Annotated in this window: 19 protein-coding genes; 11 read left to right on the top strand and 8 right to left on the bottom strand. The window is 65.7% G+C overall.

Annotation, left to right across the window (positions count from 1 at the left end):
* The first annotated feature begins 313 nt into the window (after nt 1-313).
* The 10 genes from coxB (at nt 314) to O6Y00_RS14540 (ending at nt 10,197) form a co-directional block, all read left to right on the top strand.
* Complete coding sequence (gene coxB / locus O6Y00_RS14585) at nt 314-1,465, top strand: cytochrome c oxidase subunit II (RefSeq protein ID WP_353443295.1); 1,152 nt, start codon at nt 314-316, stop codon at nt 1,463-1,465.
* A 1-nt stretch (nt 1,466) separates the two neighbouring features.
* Nucleotides 1,467-3,131: a cytochrome c oxidase subunit I gene (ctaD, locus tag O6Y00_RS14580; protein ID WP_353443294.1), complete on the top strand. Its 1,665-nt coding sequence runs from the start codon at nt 1,467-1,469 to the stop codon at nt 3,129-3,131.
* A 669-nt stretch (nt 3,132-3,800) separates the two neighbouring features.
* A complete protein-coding gene (locus tag O6Y00_RS14575) occupies nt 3,801-4,700 on the top strand; it encodes a heme o synthase (protein ID WP_353443293.1) in 900 nt (299 codons plus the stop codon).
* Nucleotides 4,697-4,846, top strand: coding sequence for a hypothetical protein (locus O6Y00_RS14570; RefSeq protein WP_353443292.1), 150 nt, complete (start codon nt 4,697-4,699; stop codon nt 4,844-4,846). The genes O6Y00_RS14575 and O6Y00_RS14570 overlap by 4 nt, the downstream gene beginning before the upstream one ends.
* Nucleotides 4,846-5,397: a cytochrome c oxidase assembly protein gene (locus O6Y00_RS14565; RefSeq protein ID WP_353443291.1), complete on the top strand. Its 552-nt coding sequence runs from the start codon at nt 4,846-4,848 to the stop codon at nt 5,395-5,397. Before O6Y00_RS14570 ends, O6Y00_RS14565 begins: the two co-directional genes overlap by 1 nt.
* Before the next feature lie 29 nt (nt 5,398-5,426).
* Nucleotides 5,427-6,353: a cytochrome c oxidase subunit 3 gene (locus tag O6Y00_RS14560; RefSeq protein ID WP_060525948.1), complete on the top strand. Its 927-nt coding sequence runs from the start codon at nt 5,427-5,429 to the stop codon at nt 6,351-6,353.
* A gap of 285 nt (nt 6,354-6,638) precedes the next feature.
* Complete coding sequence (locus O6Y00_RS14555) at nt 6,639-7,022, top strand: DUF983 domain-containing protein (protein ID WP_353443290.1); 384 nt, start codon at nt 6,639-6,641, stop codon at nt 7,020-7,022.
* Nucleotides 7,019-7,663: an SURF1 family cytochrome oxidase biogenesis protein gene (locus O6Y00_RS14550; protein WP_353443289.1), complete on the top strand. Its 645-nt coding sequence runs from the start codon at nt 7,019-7,021 to the stop codon at nt 7,661-7,663. Before O6Y00_RS14555 ends, O6Y00_RS14550 begins: the two co-directional genes overlap by 4 nt.
* A 267-nt stretch (nt 7,664-7,930) precedes the next feature.
* Entirely contained in the window at nt 7,931-9,331 is a 1,401-nt protein-coding gene (gene thrC / locus O6Y00_RS14545) for a threonine synthase (RefSeq protein WP_353443288.1), read from the top strand.
* Nucleotides 9,328-10,197: a class I SAM-dependent methyltransferase gene (locus O6Y00_RS14540; protein ID WP_353443287.1), complete on the top strand. Its 870-nt coding sequence runs from the start codon at nt 9,328-9,330 to the stop codon at nt 10,195-10,197. The genes thrC and O6Y00_RS14540 overlap by 4 nt, the downstream gene beginning before the upstream one ends.
* 234 nt (nt 10,198-10,431) lie before the next feature.
* Here the strand turns inward: O6Y00_RS14540 and O6Y00_RS14535 are convergent, their stop codons facing one another.
* From O6Y00_RS14535 to rpsD, 3 genes are all read right to left on the bottom strand, one after another.
* Entirely contained in the window at nt 10,432-11,403 is a 972-nt protein-coding gene (locus O6Y00_RS14535) for an agmatine deiminase family protein (RefSeq protein ID WP_353443286.1), read from the bottom strand.
* The gene (locus O6Y00_RS14530) at nt 11,404-13,050 is read right to left on the bottom strand and encodes a M28 family peptidase (protein ID WP_353443285.1); all 1,647 of its coding nucleotides are present in this window, start codon (nt 13,048-13,050) and stop codon (nt 11,404-11,406) included. It lies immediately after the preceding gene.
* A 186-nt stretch (nt 13,051-13,236) separates the two neighbouring features.
* Nucleotides 13,237-13,851, bottom strand: a complete 615-nt coding sequence (rpsD, locus tag O6Y00_RS14525) for a 30S ribosomal protein S4 (RefSeq protein ID WP_056487297.1) — start codon at nt 13,849-13,851, stop codon at nt 13,237-13,239.
* Between the two features lie 246 nt (nt 13,852-14,097).
* On the opposite strand from rpsD, the gene O6Y00_RS14520 reads away from it, so the two are divergent.
* Complete coding sequence (locus O6Y00_RS14520) at nt 14,098-14,397, top strand: chorismate mutase (protein ID WP_253071575.1); 300 nt, start codon at nt 14,098-14,100, stop codon at nt 14,395-14,397.
* A 189-nt stretch (nt 14,398-14,586) separates the two neighbouring features.
* Here the strand turns inward: O6Y00_RS14520 and O6Y00_RS14515 are convergent, their stop codons facing one another.
* The 5 genes from O6Y00_RS14515 to rpiB form a co-directional block, all read right to left on the bottom strand.
* A complete protein-coding gene (locus tag O6Y00_RS14515; RefSeq protein ID WP_353443284.1) occupies nt 14,587-15,819 on the bottom strand; it encodes a TrmH family RNA methyltransferase in 1,233 nt (410 codons plus the stop codon).
* Nucleotides 15,820-16,007: 188 nt separating this feature from the next.
* Entirely contained in the window at nt 16,008-16,472 is a 465-nt protein-coding gene (gene nrdR, locus O6Y00_RS14510; protein ID WP_056487307.1) for a transcriptional regulator NrdR, read from the bottom strand.
* Nucleotides 16,473-16,652, bottom strand: coding sequence for a hypothetical protein (locus tag O6Y00_RS14505; RefSeq protein ID WP_056053298.1), 180 nt, complete (start codon nt 16,650-16,652; stop codon nt 16,473-16,475). It lies immediately after the preceding gene.
* Nucleotides 16,653-16,657: 5 nt separating this feature from the next.
* On the bottom strand, nt 16,658-17,968 hold the full coding sequence (locus tag O6Y00_RS14500) for a serine hydroxymethyltransferase (protein WP_353443283.1): 1,311 nt from the start codon (nt 17,966-17,968) through the stop codon (nt 16,658-16,660).
* Nucleotides 17,965-18,405 (bottom strand): ribose 5-phosphate isomerase B, encoded by a 441-nt coding sequence (rpiB, locus tag O6Y00_RS14495; protein WP_353443282.1) that lies wholly within the window; start codon nt 18,403-18,405, stop codon nt 17,965-17,967. Before rpiB ends, O6Y00_RS14500 begins: the two co-directional genes overlap by 4 nt.
* Between the last annotated feature and the right edge of the window lie 48 nt (nt 18,406-18,453).

Here is an 18,453-nt window from a genome sequence, read left to right as displayed (position 1 = left end):
GCGCGCGAAACCGCGTGCAACGAGAACCGGTGCTTCAGGCATCACACGTCACCCACCCCGTCATCCTGACGAAAGTCGGGCCCCAGAGCCACAGGGGAAGGCGTTCGTTACCCTGGGTCCTGACTTTCGTCAGGATGACGGGCAGTTAGTGCGGGCGCCTGAAGGCCCAATCGAGACAAGGCTTGAGGCGAGCCCCCCCGCTGGGTATAGCTCTTCCCAAATCATAAGCAGACATCCGCGCGTCCGGAATCGGGTTCGCTATAAACCGGGGTCAAGAATAACGATGCGCAAGATGGGGATGAGAGGATTTGCGATGGCAGCGGGGCTCGCACTGGCGAGTCTCGGTGGTGTCGCCGGGCATGCGGCCCAGCCTGCGACCACGCCAGCAGCGGCACCTGCGCCGCAGGCCGCCGCAGCACCGGGGGGCGTGTCGAACACCGCACCCACCACCGCCACTGCGAAACCGACGGCCAACCCGTCCAGCCCCGAGCTGGCGATGGACGGGGCGCCGGCGATGACGGTCAAGCCGATGATCGGCCAGCCCACGGACGGCCTGTTCGGCCTCCAGCCCCAGGTGACCAAGAACGGCCAGTTCGCGCACTGGATGCACAATTCGATCCTGGTGCCGACCATCACAGTGATCTCGCTGTTCGTCCTCGCGCTGCTGTTCTGGGTGTCGTTCCGCTACCGCAAGGCGCGCAATCCGGTCGCGTCGAAGACCAGCCACAACACCTTTATCGAGATCATCTGGACGCTCGCGCCGGTCGTGATCCTCGTCCTGATCGCGGTTCCCTCGATCGGTCTGCTGCAAGCGCAGTTCAAGCCGGCCCCCTCCGGCGCGGTGACGCTGAAGGCGATCGGCAACCAATGGTATTGGACCTACCAGTATCCCGACAATGGCGGCTTCGAGATCACCGCCAACATGCTGAAGGAAAAGGCTGACGTCGCCGCCGGCGAGCGTGGCCGCACCGATGCCGACGGCCCGAAGCTGCTCGCCACCGACAACCGCATCGTCCTCCCCGTCGGTGTGCCGATCCGCCTGATCACCACCTCGAACGACGTGATCCACAGCTGGGCGGTCCCGGCGTTCTGGATCAAGCTCGACGCGATCCCCGGCCGCCTGAACGAGACCAGCTTCACGATCGAAAAGCCCGGCCTGTATTTCGGCCAGTGCTCGGAGCTCTGCGGCGCGCGCCACGGCTATATGCCGATCGCGGTCGAAGCGGTTCCGCCCGCCGAATACGCGGCGTGGGTCAAGGCCAAGGGCGGCACGATGCCGACCCCGGGCAAGGCGTCCGACAAGGTCATCCCGCAGCCCGGCGCCGACGGCTCCGCGGCGAAGGTCGAGGAAGCGGCAGAAACCGCCAACGCCACCGGCCCGGTCGAGAACGTGACCACTACAGCCCCCGCGACGACGCAGGGCGCGACCTCAAACCCGGCCGGCGCCGGCAACGCGGGACAGTAAGATGACCGACACCGCTCTCACCCCGTCGGCCTTCGTGTCCCACGAAGCGCACGACCATCATCACGATACCGATCACAAGCCGGGCTTCTTCGCGCGTTGGTTCATGTCGACCAACCACAAGGACATCGGCACGCTGTACCTTATCTTCGCGATCGTCGCGGGGATCATCGGCGGCTCGGTCTCGGGGCTCATGCGGGCCGAGCTCGCGCATCCCGGCATCCAGTATCTGCAGGGCTGGGCGAGCATGCTCCACGGCGGCCCCGCCAGCCTCGACGAATCGCTCCATCTCTGGAACGTACTGATCACCGCACACGGCCTGATCATGGTGTTCTTCATGGTCATGCCGGCGATGGTCGGCGGCTTCGGCAACTGGTTCGTGCCGATCATGATCGGCGCGCCGGACATGGCGTTCCCGCGCATGAACAACGTGTCGTTCTGGCTGCTGATCCCCGCCTTCACGCTGCTGCTCGCCTCGCCGTTCTTCGGTGGCGCGGGTAATGGCTGGACGCTCTACGCGCCGCTCTCGACGTACGGCGAGCCCGGACCGTCGACCGACATGGCGATCCTCGCGCTCCATCTCGCGGGCGCATCGTCGATCCTCGGCGCGATCAACTTCATCACGACGATCTTCAACATGCGTGCGCCGGGCATGACGCTGCACAAGATGCCGCTGTTCGTGTGGTCGATGCTCGTCACCGCGTTCCTGCTGCTGCTCGCGCTGCCGGTGCTCGCCGCCGCAATCACGATGCTGCTGACCGATCGCAACTTCGGCACGACCTTCTTCGATCCGGCCGGCGGCGGCGACCCCGTCCTGTACCAGCATCTGTTCTGGTTCTTCGGCCATCCCGAAGTCTACATCATGATCCTGCCGGGCTTCGGCATCGTCAGCCAGATCATCTCGACGTTCAGCCGCAAGCCCGTCTTCGGCTATCTCGGCATGGCGTATGCGATGGTCGCGATCGGCGTGGTCGGGTTCGTCGTGTGGGCGCACCACATGTTCACCACCGGCCTCAGCGTGAACACCAAGATGTACTTCACCGCGGCGACGATGGTCATCGCGGTGCCGACCGGCATCAAGATCTTCTCGTGGATCGCGACGATGTGGGGTGGTTCGCTCACCTTCAAGACGCCGATGGTGTGGTCGATCGGCTTCATCTTCATGTTCACCGTCGGCGGCGTGACCGGCGTGGTGCTCGCCAATGGCGGCATCGACGATTACATGCAGGACACCTATTACGTGGTGGCGCATTTCCACTACGTGCTGTCGCTGGGTGCGGTCTTCTCGCTGTTCGCCGGGTTCTACTACTGGTTCCCGAAGATGACGGGGAAAATGTACAACGAGTTCCTCGGCCAGCTGCACTTCTGGGTGTTCTTCGTCGGCGTGAACGTGATGTTCTTCCCGATGCACTTCCTGGGCTTGCAGGGCATGCCGCGCCGTATCCCGGACTACACGCCGCAGTACGAGCATTGGAACACGGTCGCCTCGGTCGGCTACATGATCATGGCCGCGGGCATGGTGGTGTTCTTCGTCAATCTGATCTGGTCGCTGGTTGCGGGCAAGCCGGCAGGCGACAACCCCTGGGGCGACGGTGCGACGACGCTGGAGTGGACGATCTCCTCGCCACCGCCGTACCATCAGTTCGAGACGCTGCCGCGGATCGACTGAGGCGTATCAGGGCCATCAGGCCCCCGCCCGGCCGGCGCGGCGAGGCCGCGTCCGACGACACGGGACTTGCTCCCGTGTCGGGGTCAGCCAGAAACAAAGACGCCTCGGGGAAACCCGGGGCGTTTTTGCTTGAATAGCAGTTCTAAGCCCCACTTCGTGTTTCCCCGCGAAGGCGGGGACCGAGTCTGGGCTCCCGCCTTCGCGGTAGAACAGGGAAGCAGAAGGCCTCACCTTACGTCAGCCCCCGTCATCCTGACGAAAGTCAGGCCCCAGGGTCAAAAGCGTCATCCCCATGGCTCTGGGTCCTGACTTTCGTCAGGATGACGGTGTGGATGAGTCGACGGCTCGCCAATCTGGCAGTGGGCCGGCTAGTGGGCTACCGGGGCAAACAGCCGCGAGCAAACCCACGAGCTGATGCGCGAGAAAGCCAGCAGCCCAGCCTCAATCCCGTTACCCCAACCTGATCCCGTCACCCCAGCGCGAACCCGTCGCCCCAGCAAAAGCCGCGGTATCACTCTGAGACTCCCGTTGTGCGCAACGCGAGAGACCCCAGCCTTCGCTGGGGTGACGGCGGCAGGACCCATCGTGTCGTAACCGCCTGACCGCGAGCACGCACCAAGCCACACCGCTTTCCTCCGGCCTTTCCAACGCGTATAGCGTAGCCGAACCATGACTCCCGCCACCCCCCTCCTGCCACCGGCGCATTGGCGCGATTTCCTGGCGCTGACCAAGCCGCGCGTGATGACGCTCGTCGTCTTCACCGGACTTTGCGGCATGCTTGCGGCCCCGGTCGGCGTGCACCCGGTAATCGGCTTCACCGCGATCCTCTGCATCGCGCTCGGTGCGGGTGCCGCGGGTGCGCTTAACCAATGGTACGAGTCGGACATCGACGCGGTCATGCGCCGCACGCAGAAGCGCCCGCTTCCCGATGGCCGGATGGACCGCCAGGCCGCGCTCCATTTCGGCGTAGGGCTCGGCGCGTTCTCGGTGCTGTTCATGGGCGTCGCGGTCAATCTCGTCGCCGCGGCGATCCTTACCGTCTCGATCCTGTTCTACGTGCTGGTCTATACCGTCTGGCTGAAGCGTCGCACGCCGCAGAACATCGTCATCGGTGGTGCTGCCGGCGCATTCCCGCCGCTGATCGGCTGGGCCGCGGCGACCGGTGACATCGCTCTGTTGCCCGTGCTGCTGTTCCTGTTCGTGTTCCTGTGGACGCCGCCGCATTTCTGGGCGCTCGCGCTGTTCATGAAGAGCGATTACGCCGCCGCGGGCGTACCGATGCTCCCCGTCGTCTCGGGGGAGCGGACCACGCGGACGCAGATCGGGCTCTACACGATCCCGATGGCGGCGGTTGCGATCCTGCCCTGGCCGCTTGGGCTGACGGGGCCGATCTACGGCATCGCGGCCATCCTGCTCACCGGCTGGTTCGCGCTGCTCGCCATCCGCGTGGCCAAGCGCACCACGCATGCCGACGATGCGATGAAACCGGAGAAGGCCTTGTTCAAATACTCGATCCTGTATCTGTTCGTGATGTTCGGCGCGCTGGTCGTCGACCGGTGGTTCGCATGAGCATTCCCGATCCTATCCGCGAGGAAGACCTGATCCGCAGCCGCCAGCGTGGCCGTGCGCGAGTCATGGCGCTGCTGCTGGGTGCATTCGTCATCCTGATCTTCGCGGTCTCGATCGCCAAGATCCGCGCGGGGATGCCACACTGATGGCTACTTGGCGCACGATGTCGCGCACCAACCGCACCGCGGCGCTCGCGGTTCTCTTCATCTGTTTCATGACCGGGCTCGCTTGGGCCAGTGTGCCGCTCTACCGGCTGTTCTGCGCCGCGACCGGACTTAACGGCACCACCAACCGCGGGCTGGCCGCCCCCGGCGCGGTCGACCACAAGATCCAGATCGACTTCGACACCAACGTCAGCCCCAAGCTGCCGTGGAAGTTCACACCCGAGAATCGCTCGGACACGGTCGATATCGGCGCGCGCGACATGGCGTTCTTCACCGCCACGAACACGTCGAACAAGCCGCTCACCGGTACCGCGACGTTCAACGTCCAGCCCGCGCAGGCCGGCAAGTATTTCACCAAGATCCAGTGCTTCTGCTTCACGCAGCAGACGCTCAAGCCTGGCGAGACCGCGCGGATGCCGGTGATCTTCTTCGTCGATCCGAAGATCCTCACCGATCCCGACGCCGCCGATATCCAGACGATCACGCTCAGCTATACGTTTTACCCGGTGGATTCCGCGAAAATCGCAAGCTAGGGTGCGGCAAAACGACTAGGGGAGTACCAATGGCTGGCGCCAAGAACCATGATTACCATATCCTGCCGCCGAGCATCTGGCCGTTGGTCGGATCGTTCTCGGCGCTGATCATGGCGGTGGGCGGCATCATGTGGATGCACGGCGGCCATATCGACAAGCCCAATGGCGGCGGCTGGATCTTCTTCATCGGCCTGACCGGGCTGCTCTTCACCTTCTACAGCTGGTGGGCACAGGTCATCAAGGAAGCGCACGACGGCGATCACACGCCGGTCGTGCAGCTCCATTTCCGCTACGGCATGATCCTGTTCATCGCTTCCGAAGTGATGTTCTTCGTCGGCTGGTTCTGGGCGTTCTTCGACTTCTCGCTGTTCCCCACCGCGATGACCTTCGCCGACGGCACGGTCACGCGGGCGGTCGAAGGCGGCGCGGCGATCGTCGCGCAATGGCCGCCCAAGGGCCTGACGGTCATCAACCCGTTCGAACTGCCGCTGCTCAACACGCTGATCCTGCTCACCTCGGGCACCACGGTGACCTGGGCGCACCACGCACTGATCCACAACCAGCGCGGCGGCGAGAAGACCGGGCTCTGGGGGATGATCGGCGTCGGCAACCGCGACGGTGTGCTCAAGGGCCTGTGGCTGACCGTCATCCTCGGCGCGCTGTTCAGCTCGATCCAGGCGTATGAATACGTCCACGCGCCGTTCCCGTTCAAGGGCATCAACTACGGCGCATCGTTCTTCATGGCGACCGGCTTCCACGGCTTCCACGTGCTGATCGGCACGATCTTCCTGATCGTCTGCCTGGTCCGTGCCTACAAGGGCGACTTCACCCCGCGCCAGCATTTCGGGTTCGAGGCGGCGGCGTGGTACTGGCATTTCGTCGACGTCGTGTGGCTGTTCCTGTTCGTCACCGTCTACGTCTGGGGCGGCTGGGGCGCCCCCGTCCACGGCGGTTGAGCTTTGCTAGTTTTGGGGTGAGCCACCACCCCGGCAGGCACCACCCCGGCGAATGTCGGGGCCCAGTTGGCAAGGTCGCAGTAGCGAAGCGCCGTCCTCCGTCAGCAACGTCCCCGAACTGGGCCCCGGCCTTCGTCGGGGTGGTGGCGAATAGCAGGACGTTCACTCAAGCTTCCGCGCTAAACTTGTTCTCCCGCGAAGGCGGGAGCCCAGTCTGGGTCCCCGCCTTCGCGGGGAAACAAGCTTCTGGCGTACCCGGGTTTTACGGACGGGAAAGCTGACCGCATGACCGAAGACCCCTACCCGCTCGGCAACGCCCCCACGATCGCACAGGTCGCGCTCAAAGGTCTGTGCCCGCGCTGCGGCAAGCCCACGCTCTTCGCGAAATGGTCCAACTTCGCTGATCGTTGCCCGAACTGCGGGCTAGACTTCAGCAAGTTCAACGTCGGCGACGGCCCTGCCGCCTTCCTCACGTTGATCCTCGGCGCGCTTGTCGTCATCCTAGCGATCACGCTCGAACTCAAAGTCCATCCGCCACTCTGGCTCCACATGCTGATCTGGATCCCCTTCACCGCCGGCGGGGTGGTCCTCTCGCTCCGAGCAGCAAAGGGCGCGCTCATGTCCGCCGAATACCGCAACGCAGCCCGCGAAGGCCGAATCGACCCGTGACCCACACCGCACGACGCATCCCGATCATCCCTACCATCCTCGTCACGCTCGCAATCGCCGCGATGATCGCGCTAGGCCTGTGGCAACTCCTCGACCGCCTCCCGAGAAAGGAAGCGTTCCTCGCGCAGCTCGCCGCCAATCCCGCCAAGCCGCCGATGGCCTTCCCGCGGTTCCCCGACGAGACGCTGCTGTTCCGCCGCGCCTCCGGCCTCTGCCTACAGCCGACCGACATCAAACTCGCCGGCGCCGGCAAGTCCGGCTTCCGCGCGATCGCCGAATGCAAGACCGGCGCGGAGGGCCCCGGCATGATCGCCCAGCTCGGCACCACGCGCGATCCGATGGCCAAGATCGCCTGGACCGGTGGCGAAGTCTCGGGCTTCATCAGCCACGCACCCGATGGCCGTTCGCTGATCGGATCGCTGTTCAATCACACCCCGCAGCGCCTGATGCTGGTCGCCGATACCCCGCCATCTAATGTTACGGGGGCTGGGCTCAGCCCCAACGGCAAGCCCGACCTCGACTCGGTCCCCAACAACCACCTAGCCTACGCCGGCCAATGGTTCTTCTTCGCCGCCATCGCCGCGATTATCTACACGCTCGCGCTCCGCCGCCGGCCACGGACGGAAATGGAACCGCGCTGACTCGATCCTCCCCCGCAAGGGGGAGGTGGCTGGCGCTTGCCAGACGGAGGGGGCGGTAAGCGATGACCGGCGTTCCGTGTCCTCCCCTCCGTCGCCTTCGGCGCCACCTCCCCCTGGCGGGGGAGGATTGTAATAGGCCGTTCTCCTACGGACGCAGGAGCCCAGGGTACCGCGCGCATCCCTGCGTAACCCTGGATTCCTGCGTTCGCAGGAAAACGGAAAGCGTGCAGCTTGTTCCCTTCCGCTCAGCCCGCTAACCGCGTGACCATGCGTTACATCAGCACCCGCGGCTCGGCGCCCGTCCTCGATTTCGAAGCGGCGACGCTCGCCGGCCTCGCCTCCGATGGCGGCCTCTACCTCCCCGACGCGTGGCCGACGCTGACGCGAGACGAGATCGCCGCGCTCGCCGGGCTGTCGTATGTCGACACCGCGGTTGTCGTAATGGCGCCATTCGTCGGCGACGCGATGTCCCGCGAAGAGCTGAAGTCGCTCTGCGAACAGGCATACGGTCGCTTCTCGCACGCAGCCGTGACCCCGCTGTTGCAACTCGACCACGACCAGTGGCTGCTCGAACTCTTCCACGGCCCGACGCTCGCGTTCAAGGACGTCGCGCTCCAGCTGCTTGGCCTCTTCTTCGAGCGCTTCCTCGCCGGCACGGACAAGCGCCTGACGATCGTCGGCGCGACCAGCGGCGACACCGGCTCGGCCGCGATCGACGCGGTCGCGGGGCGCGAGGGGATCGACATCTTCATGCTCCACCCGGTCGGCCGCATCTCCGACGTGCAGCGCCGCCAGATGACCACGGTGCTCAGCCCCAACGTCTACAACATCGCCATCGAAGGTAGCTTCGACGACGCCCAGGCATTGGTGAAAGCGATGTTCAACGACCGCGCCTTCTCGACCAAATTCGCACTGTCGGCGGTCAATTCGATCAACTGGGCCCGCCTGATGGCGCAGGTGGTGTATTTCTTCTACGCCGCCGTCCGCCTCGGCGCGCCCGATCGCGAAGTCGCGTTCGCGGTCCCGACCGGCAATTTCGGCGACGTGTTCGCGGGCTATGTCGCGGCTAAGATGGGGCTGCCGGTGGCCAAGCTGGTGGTCGCGACCAACGTCAACGACATCCTCCACCGCGCGCTCAGCACCGGCGACTATTCGAAGGGCGGCGTCCAGCAGACTCCGACCCCGTCGATGGACATCCAGGTCAGCTCGAACTTCGAGCGCCTGTTGTTCGACCTCGGCGACCGCGATGGCGTAGCGCTCGCCGCACAGATGGCTGGCTTCGAGTCCTCGGGAGCGATGCGCCTCACCAACGCGCAGTCGGAAGGCGCCTCGGCCCTTTTCCAGAGCGAGCGCATCGACCTCGACGACATGACGCTGGCAATGCGCTGGGCCCACGAGCACGCCGGCCAGGTGATCGACCCGCACACCGCGATCGGCCTCGCCGCCGCGCTGCGCACCGAAGTCCCTGCCGGCGTCCCCATCGTCACACTCGCCACCGCGCATCCCGCCAAGTTCGGCGACGCGGTCGAGCGCGCCACCGGCGTCCGTCCCTCGCTGCCCACCCGCGTCGGCGACCTGTTCGACCGCGAGGAACGCTACGCCACGCTCCCGGCGACGTTCGACGCGATCACCGCCTACATCACCGAGCGCGCGAAGCCATCGGCATGAAGCTGCATACCCTCATCGGCGAACCCTGGGCGGATTACGGCCTGATCGACTCGGGGAACGGCAAGAAGCTCGAACGCTATGGCCGTTTCCGCTTCATCCGGCCCGAGCCGCAGGCGATGTGGGCACCCGCTTCAACCAACTGGCAGGCGCAGGGCGAATTTGTCCCCGGCTCGGACGAGGACGGCGGCGGCCGCTGGGAATTCTCCGAGCCCGTGCCCCGCGAAGGCTGGACGCTCAAGTGGAACGAGGTGTCGTACACCGCGCAGACCACGCCGTTCCGTCATCTTGGTTTCTTCCCCGACATGGCGCCGGTGTGGAGCTGGATGCGCGAGCGCGTCGCCGGGCTCGACTCGCCCGAATGCATGAACCTGTTCGGCTATACCGGCGTCGGCACGCTGGCGATGGCGACCAAGGGCGTGCGCATGGTGCACGTCGATGCGTCGAAGAAGTCGGTCGAGGCGGCCAAGGCGAATGCGAAACTGTCGGGTATGGCCGACGCGCCGATCCGCTGGATGACCGATGACGCCGCGAAGTTCGTCGCGCGCGAGGTTCGGCGGGGGCGGCGGTATGACGGGATCCTGCTCGATCCGCCGAAATATGGGCGCGGGCCTGAGGGTGAGGTGTGGCGGCTTGAGGAGGATCTCCCAAAGCTGATCGCCGATTGCCGGAAACTGCTCGATGAGAACTCGCGCTTCCTGTTCCTGACGGTCTACGCAGTGCGGATGTCCGCGCTCGCGATCGGTGAATTGCTGAACCAGGTCTTCGCGGACCTCCCCGGCAAGGTCGAAGTGGGCGAACTCGGCGTCCGCGAAGAAGCGCGCGGCCTGACGCTCCCCACCGCAATCTGGGCCCGCTGGAGCCGCTGAGCCCGCCCACCTTAACCACCACCCCGGCCAGTTGGGGACTGAGTTAACTGCGCGCTGTCCTCCGTTACTGCAACCTTTCCAACTGGACCCCGGCCTTCGCCGGGTGGTGTTTTTAATTCAATAGTTGAGCGCGCCTCGAGCGCCGTTCCCCCGCGAATGCGGGGGTCCAGGAGCCAGGAACGATATCGCTTGTGACCCTGGGCCCCCGCCTTCGCGGGGGAACAAGAATAGGACTCAGCCGGGAATCTGCTGCGAGATGCAGTGGAAGCTCCCGCCCCCGGTCAGGATATGATCCGCACGCTGCCCCACCACCTCGCGGTCCGGAAACAGCGCCTGGATCGCCACGACCGCCGCCTGGTCGTTCTCCGCCCCATACAACGGCACCACCACCGCAGCGTTGCCGATATAGAAGTTCATGTAGCTCGCCGGCACGACCTCCTCGTCGCGCAGCACACGCCCCGGCGACGGGATCGTCACGACCTTCAGCCCGGCCGCCTCGGCATCGCGCGCCGCGTTCTGGTACACCTGCCAGTTCGGATCGTTGTCGGTCGCCTTGGGGATCGCCACCCGCCCCTCACCGACGAACCGAGCGAGATTGTCGACATGGCCGTCGGTATGATCGTTGACCAACCCGTCGCCCAGCCACACTACGCGGGTATAGCCGAGATCGGACGCTAGCCGCGCCTCGATCTCCCCCTTGCTCAGCGACGGATTGCGGTTGCGGTTGAGCAGGCACTGCTGCGTCGTGACGACCGTCCCGGTACCATCGCCATCGATCGCGCCGCCCTCGAGAACCCAGTCGCACGTCTCGACCTGCTTGTGCCGGCTTTCTGCCAGCCGCTGCCCGATCGTGTCGTCGCCGGGCAGGTCGTACTTCCCGCCCCAGCCGTTGAACCGGAAGTCCCGCGCGCTGCCGTCGCCGACGATGATCGGCGCGGTATCGCGCAGCCAGATATCGCCGAACGGCTCGACCACCACGTCCGCGAACGGGGCCAGCTTCTTGGCGGTGGTCGCCGATCCGACGTCGGCCGCGACCAGGATTACCGTCTCGCCCTTGCCGCCGGCATGCACCGCCTTGGCAAACGCGACGACCTCGTCCCGTGCGGGCTCCAGATCCTCCAGCCACAGGTCCGCATGGCTCGGAAAGCCGATCCAGACGGCCTTGTGGTGCGCCCATTCGGCGGGGGTAGAGACGGTCGTGGTCACTTACTTGGCTCCTGCGCGATCGCGGTCACGGATGCCGCGGAATTCGGCGGTCTTATACCAGTTCGGCCACAGACTGGTATCGTCCGCGAGCTTGCGCCCGAGCCCGTAATAGATCGTCAGGTCCTCGACCGCGCCCGGCCAGTCCCACTTCGCGTCATATTCGTCCGCCGGCTTGTGATAGCGGTGCGCGACATAATCCTCGCGCTTGGCATGTCCCGCCGCGGTCCCACCGACGACGAGATCCTCGCCGCTGCCGCCATCGAGCATCGGCACGCCCAGCTTGGCGAAACTGAAGTGATCCGACCGGTAGTAGCCGCCCCGCTCCGGGTTCGCCTCGACACCGATCACGCGGCCCTCGGCGGCGACGAACGGCTTCACCAGATCCTCGATCTCCGACTTCCCCGCGCCGGTCAGCACGAAATCCTTCGCCCGGCCGTCGACGTTCAGCACGTCCATGTTCACCCCACCGACGGTGTGCGCGAGCGGATAGATCGGATGCTCGGCATAATAGCGCGACCCGAGCAGCCCGGACTCCTCCGCCGTCACCGCGAGGAACGCGATCGAGCGCTTGGCCGGCCCCGCTTTCACCTGAGCCTCGGCCAATGCCACCAGCCCGGCGACGCCGCTCGCATTATCCGCAGCGCCATTGCAGATATCGTCGCCATCGACCGCGTCGCAGCGCCCGAGGTGATCCCAATGCGCCGAATACATCACATAATCATTGGGCGCCCCCCCTTGAGCTATGGCCGTCCCCGGCAGCACACCGATGACGTTCTTCGACGCCTGCCGCTTGATCGTGTTGTCGAACCCACCGCCAAACTTCAGCCCGAGCGGGACCGCCTTGAACCCCTTCACCTTCGCCGCCGCCGCCAGCGTCGCGTAATCCTTGCCCGCGCTCGCGAACACGCGCTCCGCCGCGGGCTTCTGCATCCAGCCGACGATCTGCGACTGGTCGAGATGATCGCCCTTCTCGTCCAGCTCGAGCTGCGGCCCGGTCCAGGACGACTGCACCACCGCCCACGGATACGCCGCCGGCTCGGTATCGTGGACGATGATCGCCGCCGCCGCGCCGTGCTTGGCGGCGTTCTCGAACTTGTACGGCCAGCGCCCGTACCACGTCATCGCGCGCCCCTCGAACGGCCCGTCGCGCGACATCGTCTGCCAGTCGGCGTCGTTGATGAGGATGACCACGGTCTTCCCCTTCACGTCGGTGCCGGCATAATCGTCCCACCCCTTTTCGGGCGCGGTGATGCCGTAGCCGACGAATACCACGTCGCTGTTCGCCACCGCGGACTTCGGCGCCACGCGGTACGTCCCCGCAACCATGTCGGTGCGGTACGCGAGGCTGACAGGTGCCTTGCCGCCGGTGAAGCTGAACGGCGCGACGTTGCCCGCGGTGATCTCGACCATCGGCACGTCCTGCGTCCACGACCCCTTGTTACCGGGCTTCAACCCCGCCGCCTTCATCCGCTCGACGATATATGCGACCGTCTTCGCCTCGGCGGGCGTGGTCGGCGCGCGGCCTTCGTAGGCGTCCGACGAGAGCACCTGCGTGACGGTCTTCAACGTCTCGACCGAAATCGCGGGGGTCGTCTGCGCGGACGCAGCGGTCCCGAGCAGCAGGAGAGACAGGATGGCAGCGCGCATGATCATTCCCCATTTGGTTGCGCGCGTTCTGGCAAAGCCCGGCGCGCATGTCCACGAGGCGACAAGGCGCAACGAAAAAGGGCGGCCCCGCAGGACCGCCCTTTTCCATTCCAAACCGCGCCGTGGCAAAGCCACGTCGTCGAACGTCGCTTGAGCGACGCCGGCCGGTCGACGAATTTTCTCGGCTTAACGCGAGTAAAATTCGACGACCAGGTTCGGCTCCATCTTCACCGGGTAAGGCACTTCGTCGAGCGTCGGGACGCGCGTAAAGGTGACCTTGGCGGCGCCGTCGGTGGCGACGTAGTCGGGGATCTCACGCTCGGCGAGGCTCTGCGCTTCCATGACCAGCGCCATTTCCTGCGCCTTGGTGCCCAGCGTGATCTCGTCGCCGACGAAGCAGCGACGCGAGGCGATGTTGCACTTCACGCCGTTGACGCGGATGTGGCCGTGCGAGACGATCTGGCGAGCCGCGAAGATCGTCGGTGCGAACTTGGCGCGGTAGACGATCATGTCGAGGCGCTGCTCAAGCAGGCCGATCAGGTTCTGCGAGGTATCGCCCTTCAGACGCGCAGCCTCGTGGTAGCACGCACGGAACTGCTTCTCGGTCACGTCGCCATAATAGCCCTTGAGCTTCTGCTTGGCGCGCAGCTGGATACCGAAATCGCTGACCTTGCCCTTGCGGCGCTGGCCGTGCTGGCCCGGGCCGTATTCGCGCTTGTTGACCGGCGACTTGGGACGACCCCAGATGTTCTCGCCCATACGGCGATCGAGTTTGTACTTCGCGCTTTGACGCTTCGACATAGTAAGTCCTTGGCAAATGCTAACAACGTGATCTGCCTTCCCGATCCGAAAACCGGTTCCCACGTTTGCGGGGAAGGCAGGGTTTGTCCCGGTATCGCTCTGCTTGCTGTACGAGACAGGGCAGGGCCACCGCTTCACCGGGGTGCAGGGCCATTGCGAAGGCGGGCGCCTAGACGGGAGGGACGTCAGAGTCAAGCTCGGCGGTCGTGCTGGACAGGCTGCGAGCGTCTCGGCAAGAGGCGGCGCATGACCATACTATCCGGCCCAGACTGCACGACCATGACCGACGTCCGCGCGGGCGTCGACGCGCTCGACCGAGAGTTGGTCGCGTTGCTCGCCAAGCGGTTCGCATACATGGACGCCGCCGCACGCATCAAGCCCGAGCGCGGGCATGTGCGGGACGAGGCGCGGAAGACGCAGGTCATCGAGAATGCGCGCGCCGAGGCGGTGAGGCTCGGGGTGCCGGACGCGGTGGTTGCGGACCTATGGGAAGCGCTGGTCGAAGCGTCGATCGCCTATGAACTGGCGGCGTTCGACAAACGCTAGCCCCACCCACCAAGAGTCCCCCGTCTCGTCTCGTCCCGTCCCGTCCCCCTCCCGACCCCGTCCGAATCCCGACCCCACCCCCGTTCGTGCTGAGCGAAGTCGAAGCACCTTCGCTTGGGGCACACCCTTCGACTTCGCTCAGGGCGAACGGAAAGAGTAGCGAACGGAGGCTGGCGGGTCAGTCGGGCCTCAAACCCGCGGCTTCTTCCCCCCCAGCGACGACAACACCCCGCGGAGAGTCCGAATCTCCTGGCTCGACCAGCCCGGCTTGGTCAGCAGCGTGCGCAGCGTCCGCCGCGTCGACTGCATCTTGTCGGGCAGATGGAAGAACCCCGCCCCCATCAGCATCGCATCGAGCTGCCCGATCATCCCGTCGAGCTCCTCCTGCGGCGCGGGCGGCATGATCGGGTTGATCGACGGCTGCGACAGCTCGCGATCGGCGGTCAGCCCCTTCGACCATTCATACGCGACCAGGATCACCGCCTGGGCGAGGTTGAGCGATCCGAACTCCGGGTTGATCGGCACCGTGATGATCGTCCGCGCGACCGCGACGTCGTCGGTTTCGAGGCCGGAGCGCTCGGGCCCGAACAGGATCGCGGAGCGGCCGGGGGCTGCGTGGATCTCGGTTGCGGCCTGTTCGGGGGTAACGACGGGCTTGGTTACGCCGCGCTTGCGCACCGTGGTGGCGTAAATCTGCGCGCAGTCGGCGGTGGCGGCGGCGACGCTGTCGTACACCTTCGCGTTCTGGAGGACGATGTCGGCGCCGCTGGCGGCCGGGCCGGCGGAGGGGTTGGGCCAGCCGTCTCTCGGGGAGACGAGGCGCATTTCAGTGAGCCCGAAGTTGAGCATGGCGCGCGCGGCCTTGCCGATGTTTTCGCCGAGCTGGGGACGGACCAGGACGATGACCGGGGGTGGGGTTTCGTCCGCCAAGGTGCTTCGACTTCGCTCAGCACGAACGGGAGGGGGAGATGGGACATCCTTCCCCTCTTCCGATCGAACATGGTTCTCGCCACCCGAGATGACGCTCTTTTCCTCTTCCGAAAGGATACTCTCCCCGTCTTCCGAGGAGATAGCCGCCCTATCCTTTGCGGGGATGCCCTCCCCCCCTTCCGTTCGCCCTGAGCGAAGTCGAAGGGCACGTTCCCGCGGGGGGATCGCCGCATCGTGCAGATCCGCCCAATCCTCACGCGCAAGCGCTTCCTTCTTGCGCCGCGACCAGCCCTTTACCTGGAACTCCGCAGCGAGGGCCTCCTGTCGACTGCCGAAATCTTGGCACCACATGAGCGTCACCGGGCGGCGCGTCTGCGTGTAGCCCGATATCTCGCCGAGATTGTGCTGGCCGATCCTGCGCTCCAGGTTATCGGTGTGTCCGGTATAATAACTGTCGTCGGCGCAGCGCACCACATATGCCCAGAATGTCATGGGTTGGGCTTACGCGGGGGCGTGACGTTCGGACAAGTCCTTCGACTTCGCTCAGGACGAACGGGGTTGGGAGGCGGAATTACTATCGAGGCCGGCGATCACGCCCGTGCTCACCCCCTCCGTTCGCCCTGAGCGAAGTCAAAGGGTCACTTAGGCCGCGAACCTGCTAGGCCGCGAACCTGCCAAACTCACTCCGCCCGCCCAACCTCCTCCACACTCCCGGCAAAAGCCTCGAAGTCCTTGGCCTCGCTGAAATCCCGGTACACACTCGCGAACCGGATATACGCGACCGAATCGAGCCCCTTGAGCCCGTCCATCACCATCTCGCCGATCCGCTTCGACGTCACGTCGTTCTCGCCCAGCGTTTCCAGCCGCCGCTGGATCCCGCTCACCAGCTTTTCGATCCGCCCAGCCTCGATCGCCCGCTTCCGCGTCGCGATCGACAACGACCTGAGCAGCTTCTCCCGGTCGAACGGCTCGCGCCTGCCCTCGCTCTTCAACACGAATAGCTCGCGCAACTGGATCCGCTCGAACGTCGTGAAACGCGCCGCGCACCCTTCGCACTGGCGCCGGCGTCGGATCGCCGCCCCGTCTTCGGTGGGGCGGCTGTCCTTTACCTGGCTGTCTTCATGTCCGCAGAAGGGGCAGCGCATTCAGACCTTCTTCTTGCCCTTGTAGTACGCGTAGCCCGCGCCTGCGAGTGCGCCGAAGATCGGGCCGATCACCGGTACCGGGATCGCGACGACCGCGCCGAGTGCGCTCCACTTGGCCATGCTCTTGCCGAGGCCGGGGGTCGCCTTGATGTCGTTCTGGACGTCGTCGAACTTCGACATGCTACTTATCCTTGATAGATCGGGAAGCGCGCGCAGAGTGCACGAACACGCGTCCGAACGTCCGCCTCGACTTCCGGGTCCCCATGCTCGCCCTTTTTCGCGAGGCCGTCCAGCACGTCGGCGACCATGTTGCCGATCTCGCGGAACTCGGCCGGGCCGAACCCGCGCGTCGTACCCGCGGGCGAGCCGACGCGGATGCCGCTGGTCTTGACCGGCGGCAGCGGATCGTTGGGGATGCCGTTCTTGTTGCAGGTGATCCCCGCCCGCTCCAGCGCCTCGTCCGCATCGCGCCCGGTGATGCCCAGCGGCGTGAGGTCGATCAGCGCGAGGTGCGTGTCGGTGCCGCCCGACACGACGTCCGAGCCGCGCTCCTTGAGCGTCGCCGCCAGCACCTTCGCGTTCTCGACGACCGCGGCGATGTAGCTCTTGAAATCAGGCTGAAGCGCCTCGCCGAACGCGACCGCCTTCGCCGCGATCACGTGCATCAGCGGCCCGCCCTGGAGCCCCGGGAACACCGCCGAATTGAACTTCTTCGCCAGCGCCTCGTCGTTGGTCATGATCATGCCGCCGCGCGGGCCCCGCAGCGTCTTGTGCGTGGTGGTCGTGACGACATGCGCATGACCGAACGGCGTCGGGTGCAGCCCCGCGGCGACGATCCCGGCGAAATGCGCCATGTCGACCATGAAATACGCGCCGACCTTGTCCGCGATCGCCCGGAAGCGCGCGAAGTCGATCGTGCGCGGGTAGGCCGAACCGCCCGCGATGATCAGTTTCGGCTGATGCTCGACCGCCAGTGCCTCGACCTGGTCGTAGTCGATCAGGTGCGTGGTCGCGTCGACACCGTACTGGACCGCGTTGAACCACTTGCCCGACATCGCCGGCTTCGCGCCATGCGTCAGGTGGCCGCCCGCATCGAGGCTCATGCCGAGGATCGTGTCGCCGGGCTTTACCAGCGCCAGCATCACCGCGCCGTTCGCCTGCGCACCCGAATGCGGCTGCACGTTGACGAACCCGCAGCCGAAGATGGCGCGCGCCCGCTCGATCGCGAGCGTCTCGACCGTGTCCGACGGTGCGCAGCCCTGGTAATAGCGCTTGCCCGGATAGCCCTCGGCGTACTTGTTCGTGAACACCGAGCCCTGCGCCTCGAGCACAGCCTTCGAGACGATGTTCTCCGACGCGATCAGCTCGATCTGCGTCTGCTCGCGTTCCAGTTCGGCAGCGACGCCGGCGAAAACGGCAGCGTCCGCATCGGCCAGGCCGCGCGTGAAAAACCCGTCGGGCTGGACGTCATGAAGTTCGCGGGGCTGAGTGCTCATGCGGGGACCTTTGTGGAAAGTTTATCGACACGGAGTTGATGACGGCCGCCGGCGAAATCGGCGGACAGGAAAGCTTCGACGCACCCCTTGGCCATTTCCTCGCCGATCAGGCGCGCGCCCATCGCGATGGCGTTGGCGTCGTTATGCACCCGCGCAAGGCTAGCCGACAGCGGTTCGGACACGAGTGCGCAGCGGCAGTTCGGGTTACGGTTGGCGGCGATCGAAATACCGATCCCGGAGCCGCACAGTGCGATGCCGCGATCCGCGCTGCCATCGGCGATCGCCGACGCGAGCTTGAACCCGTAATCGGGATAATCGACGCTGGCGGTGCCTTCGGGACCGAGATCGAGCACGTCATGCCCTGCCTCGCGCAGCCAGGCGACGAGCACCGCTTTCAACGAAACGGCGGCATGATCGGACGCGATGGCGATGCGCACCTGGCGTAATCCTGTGACGGGGGATCGGGTGCCCAGCCCCCTACCCTC

The sequence above is a fragment of the Sphingomonas faeni genome, assembly GCF_040407565.1.
Classification (GTDB): Bacteria; Pseudomonadota; Alphaproteobacteria; order Sphingomonadales; family Sphingomonadaceae; genus Sphingomonas; species Sphingomonas faeni_F.
This window is presented reverse-complemented; position numbering and strand designations above follow the sequence as displayed.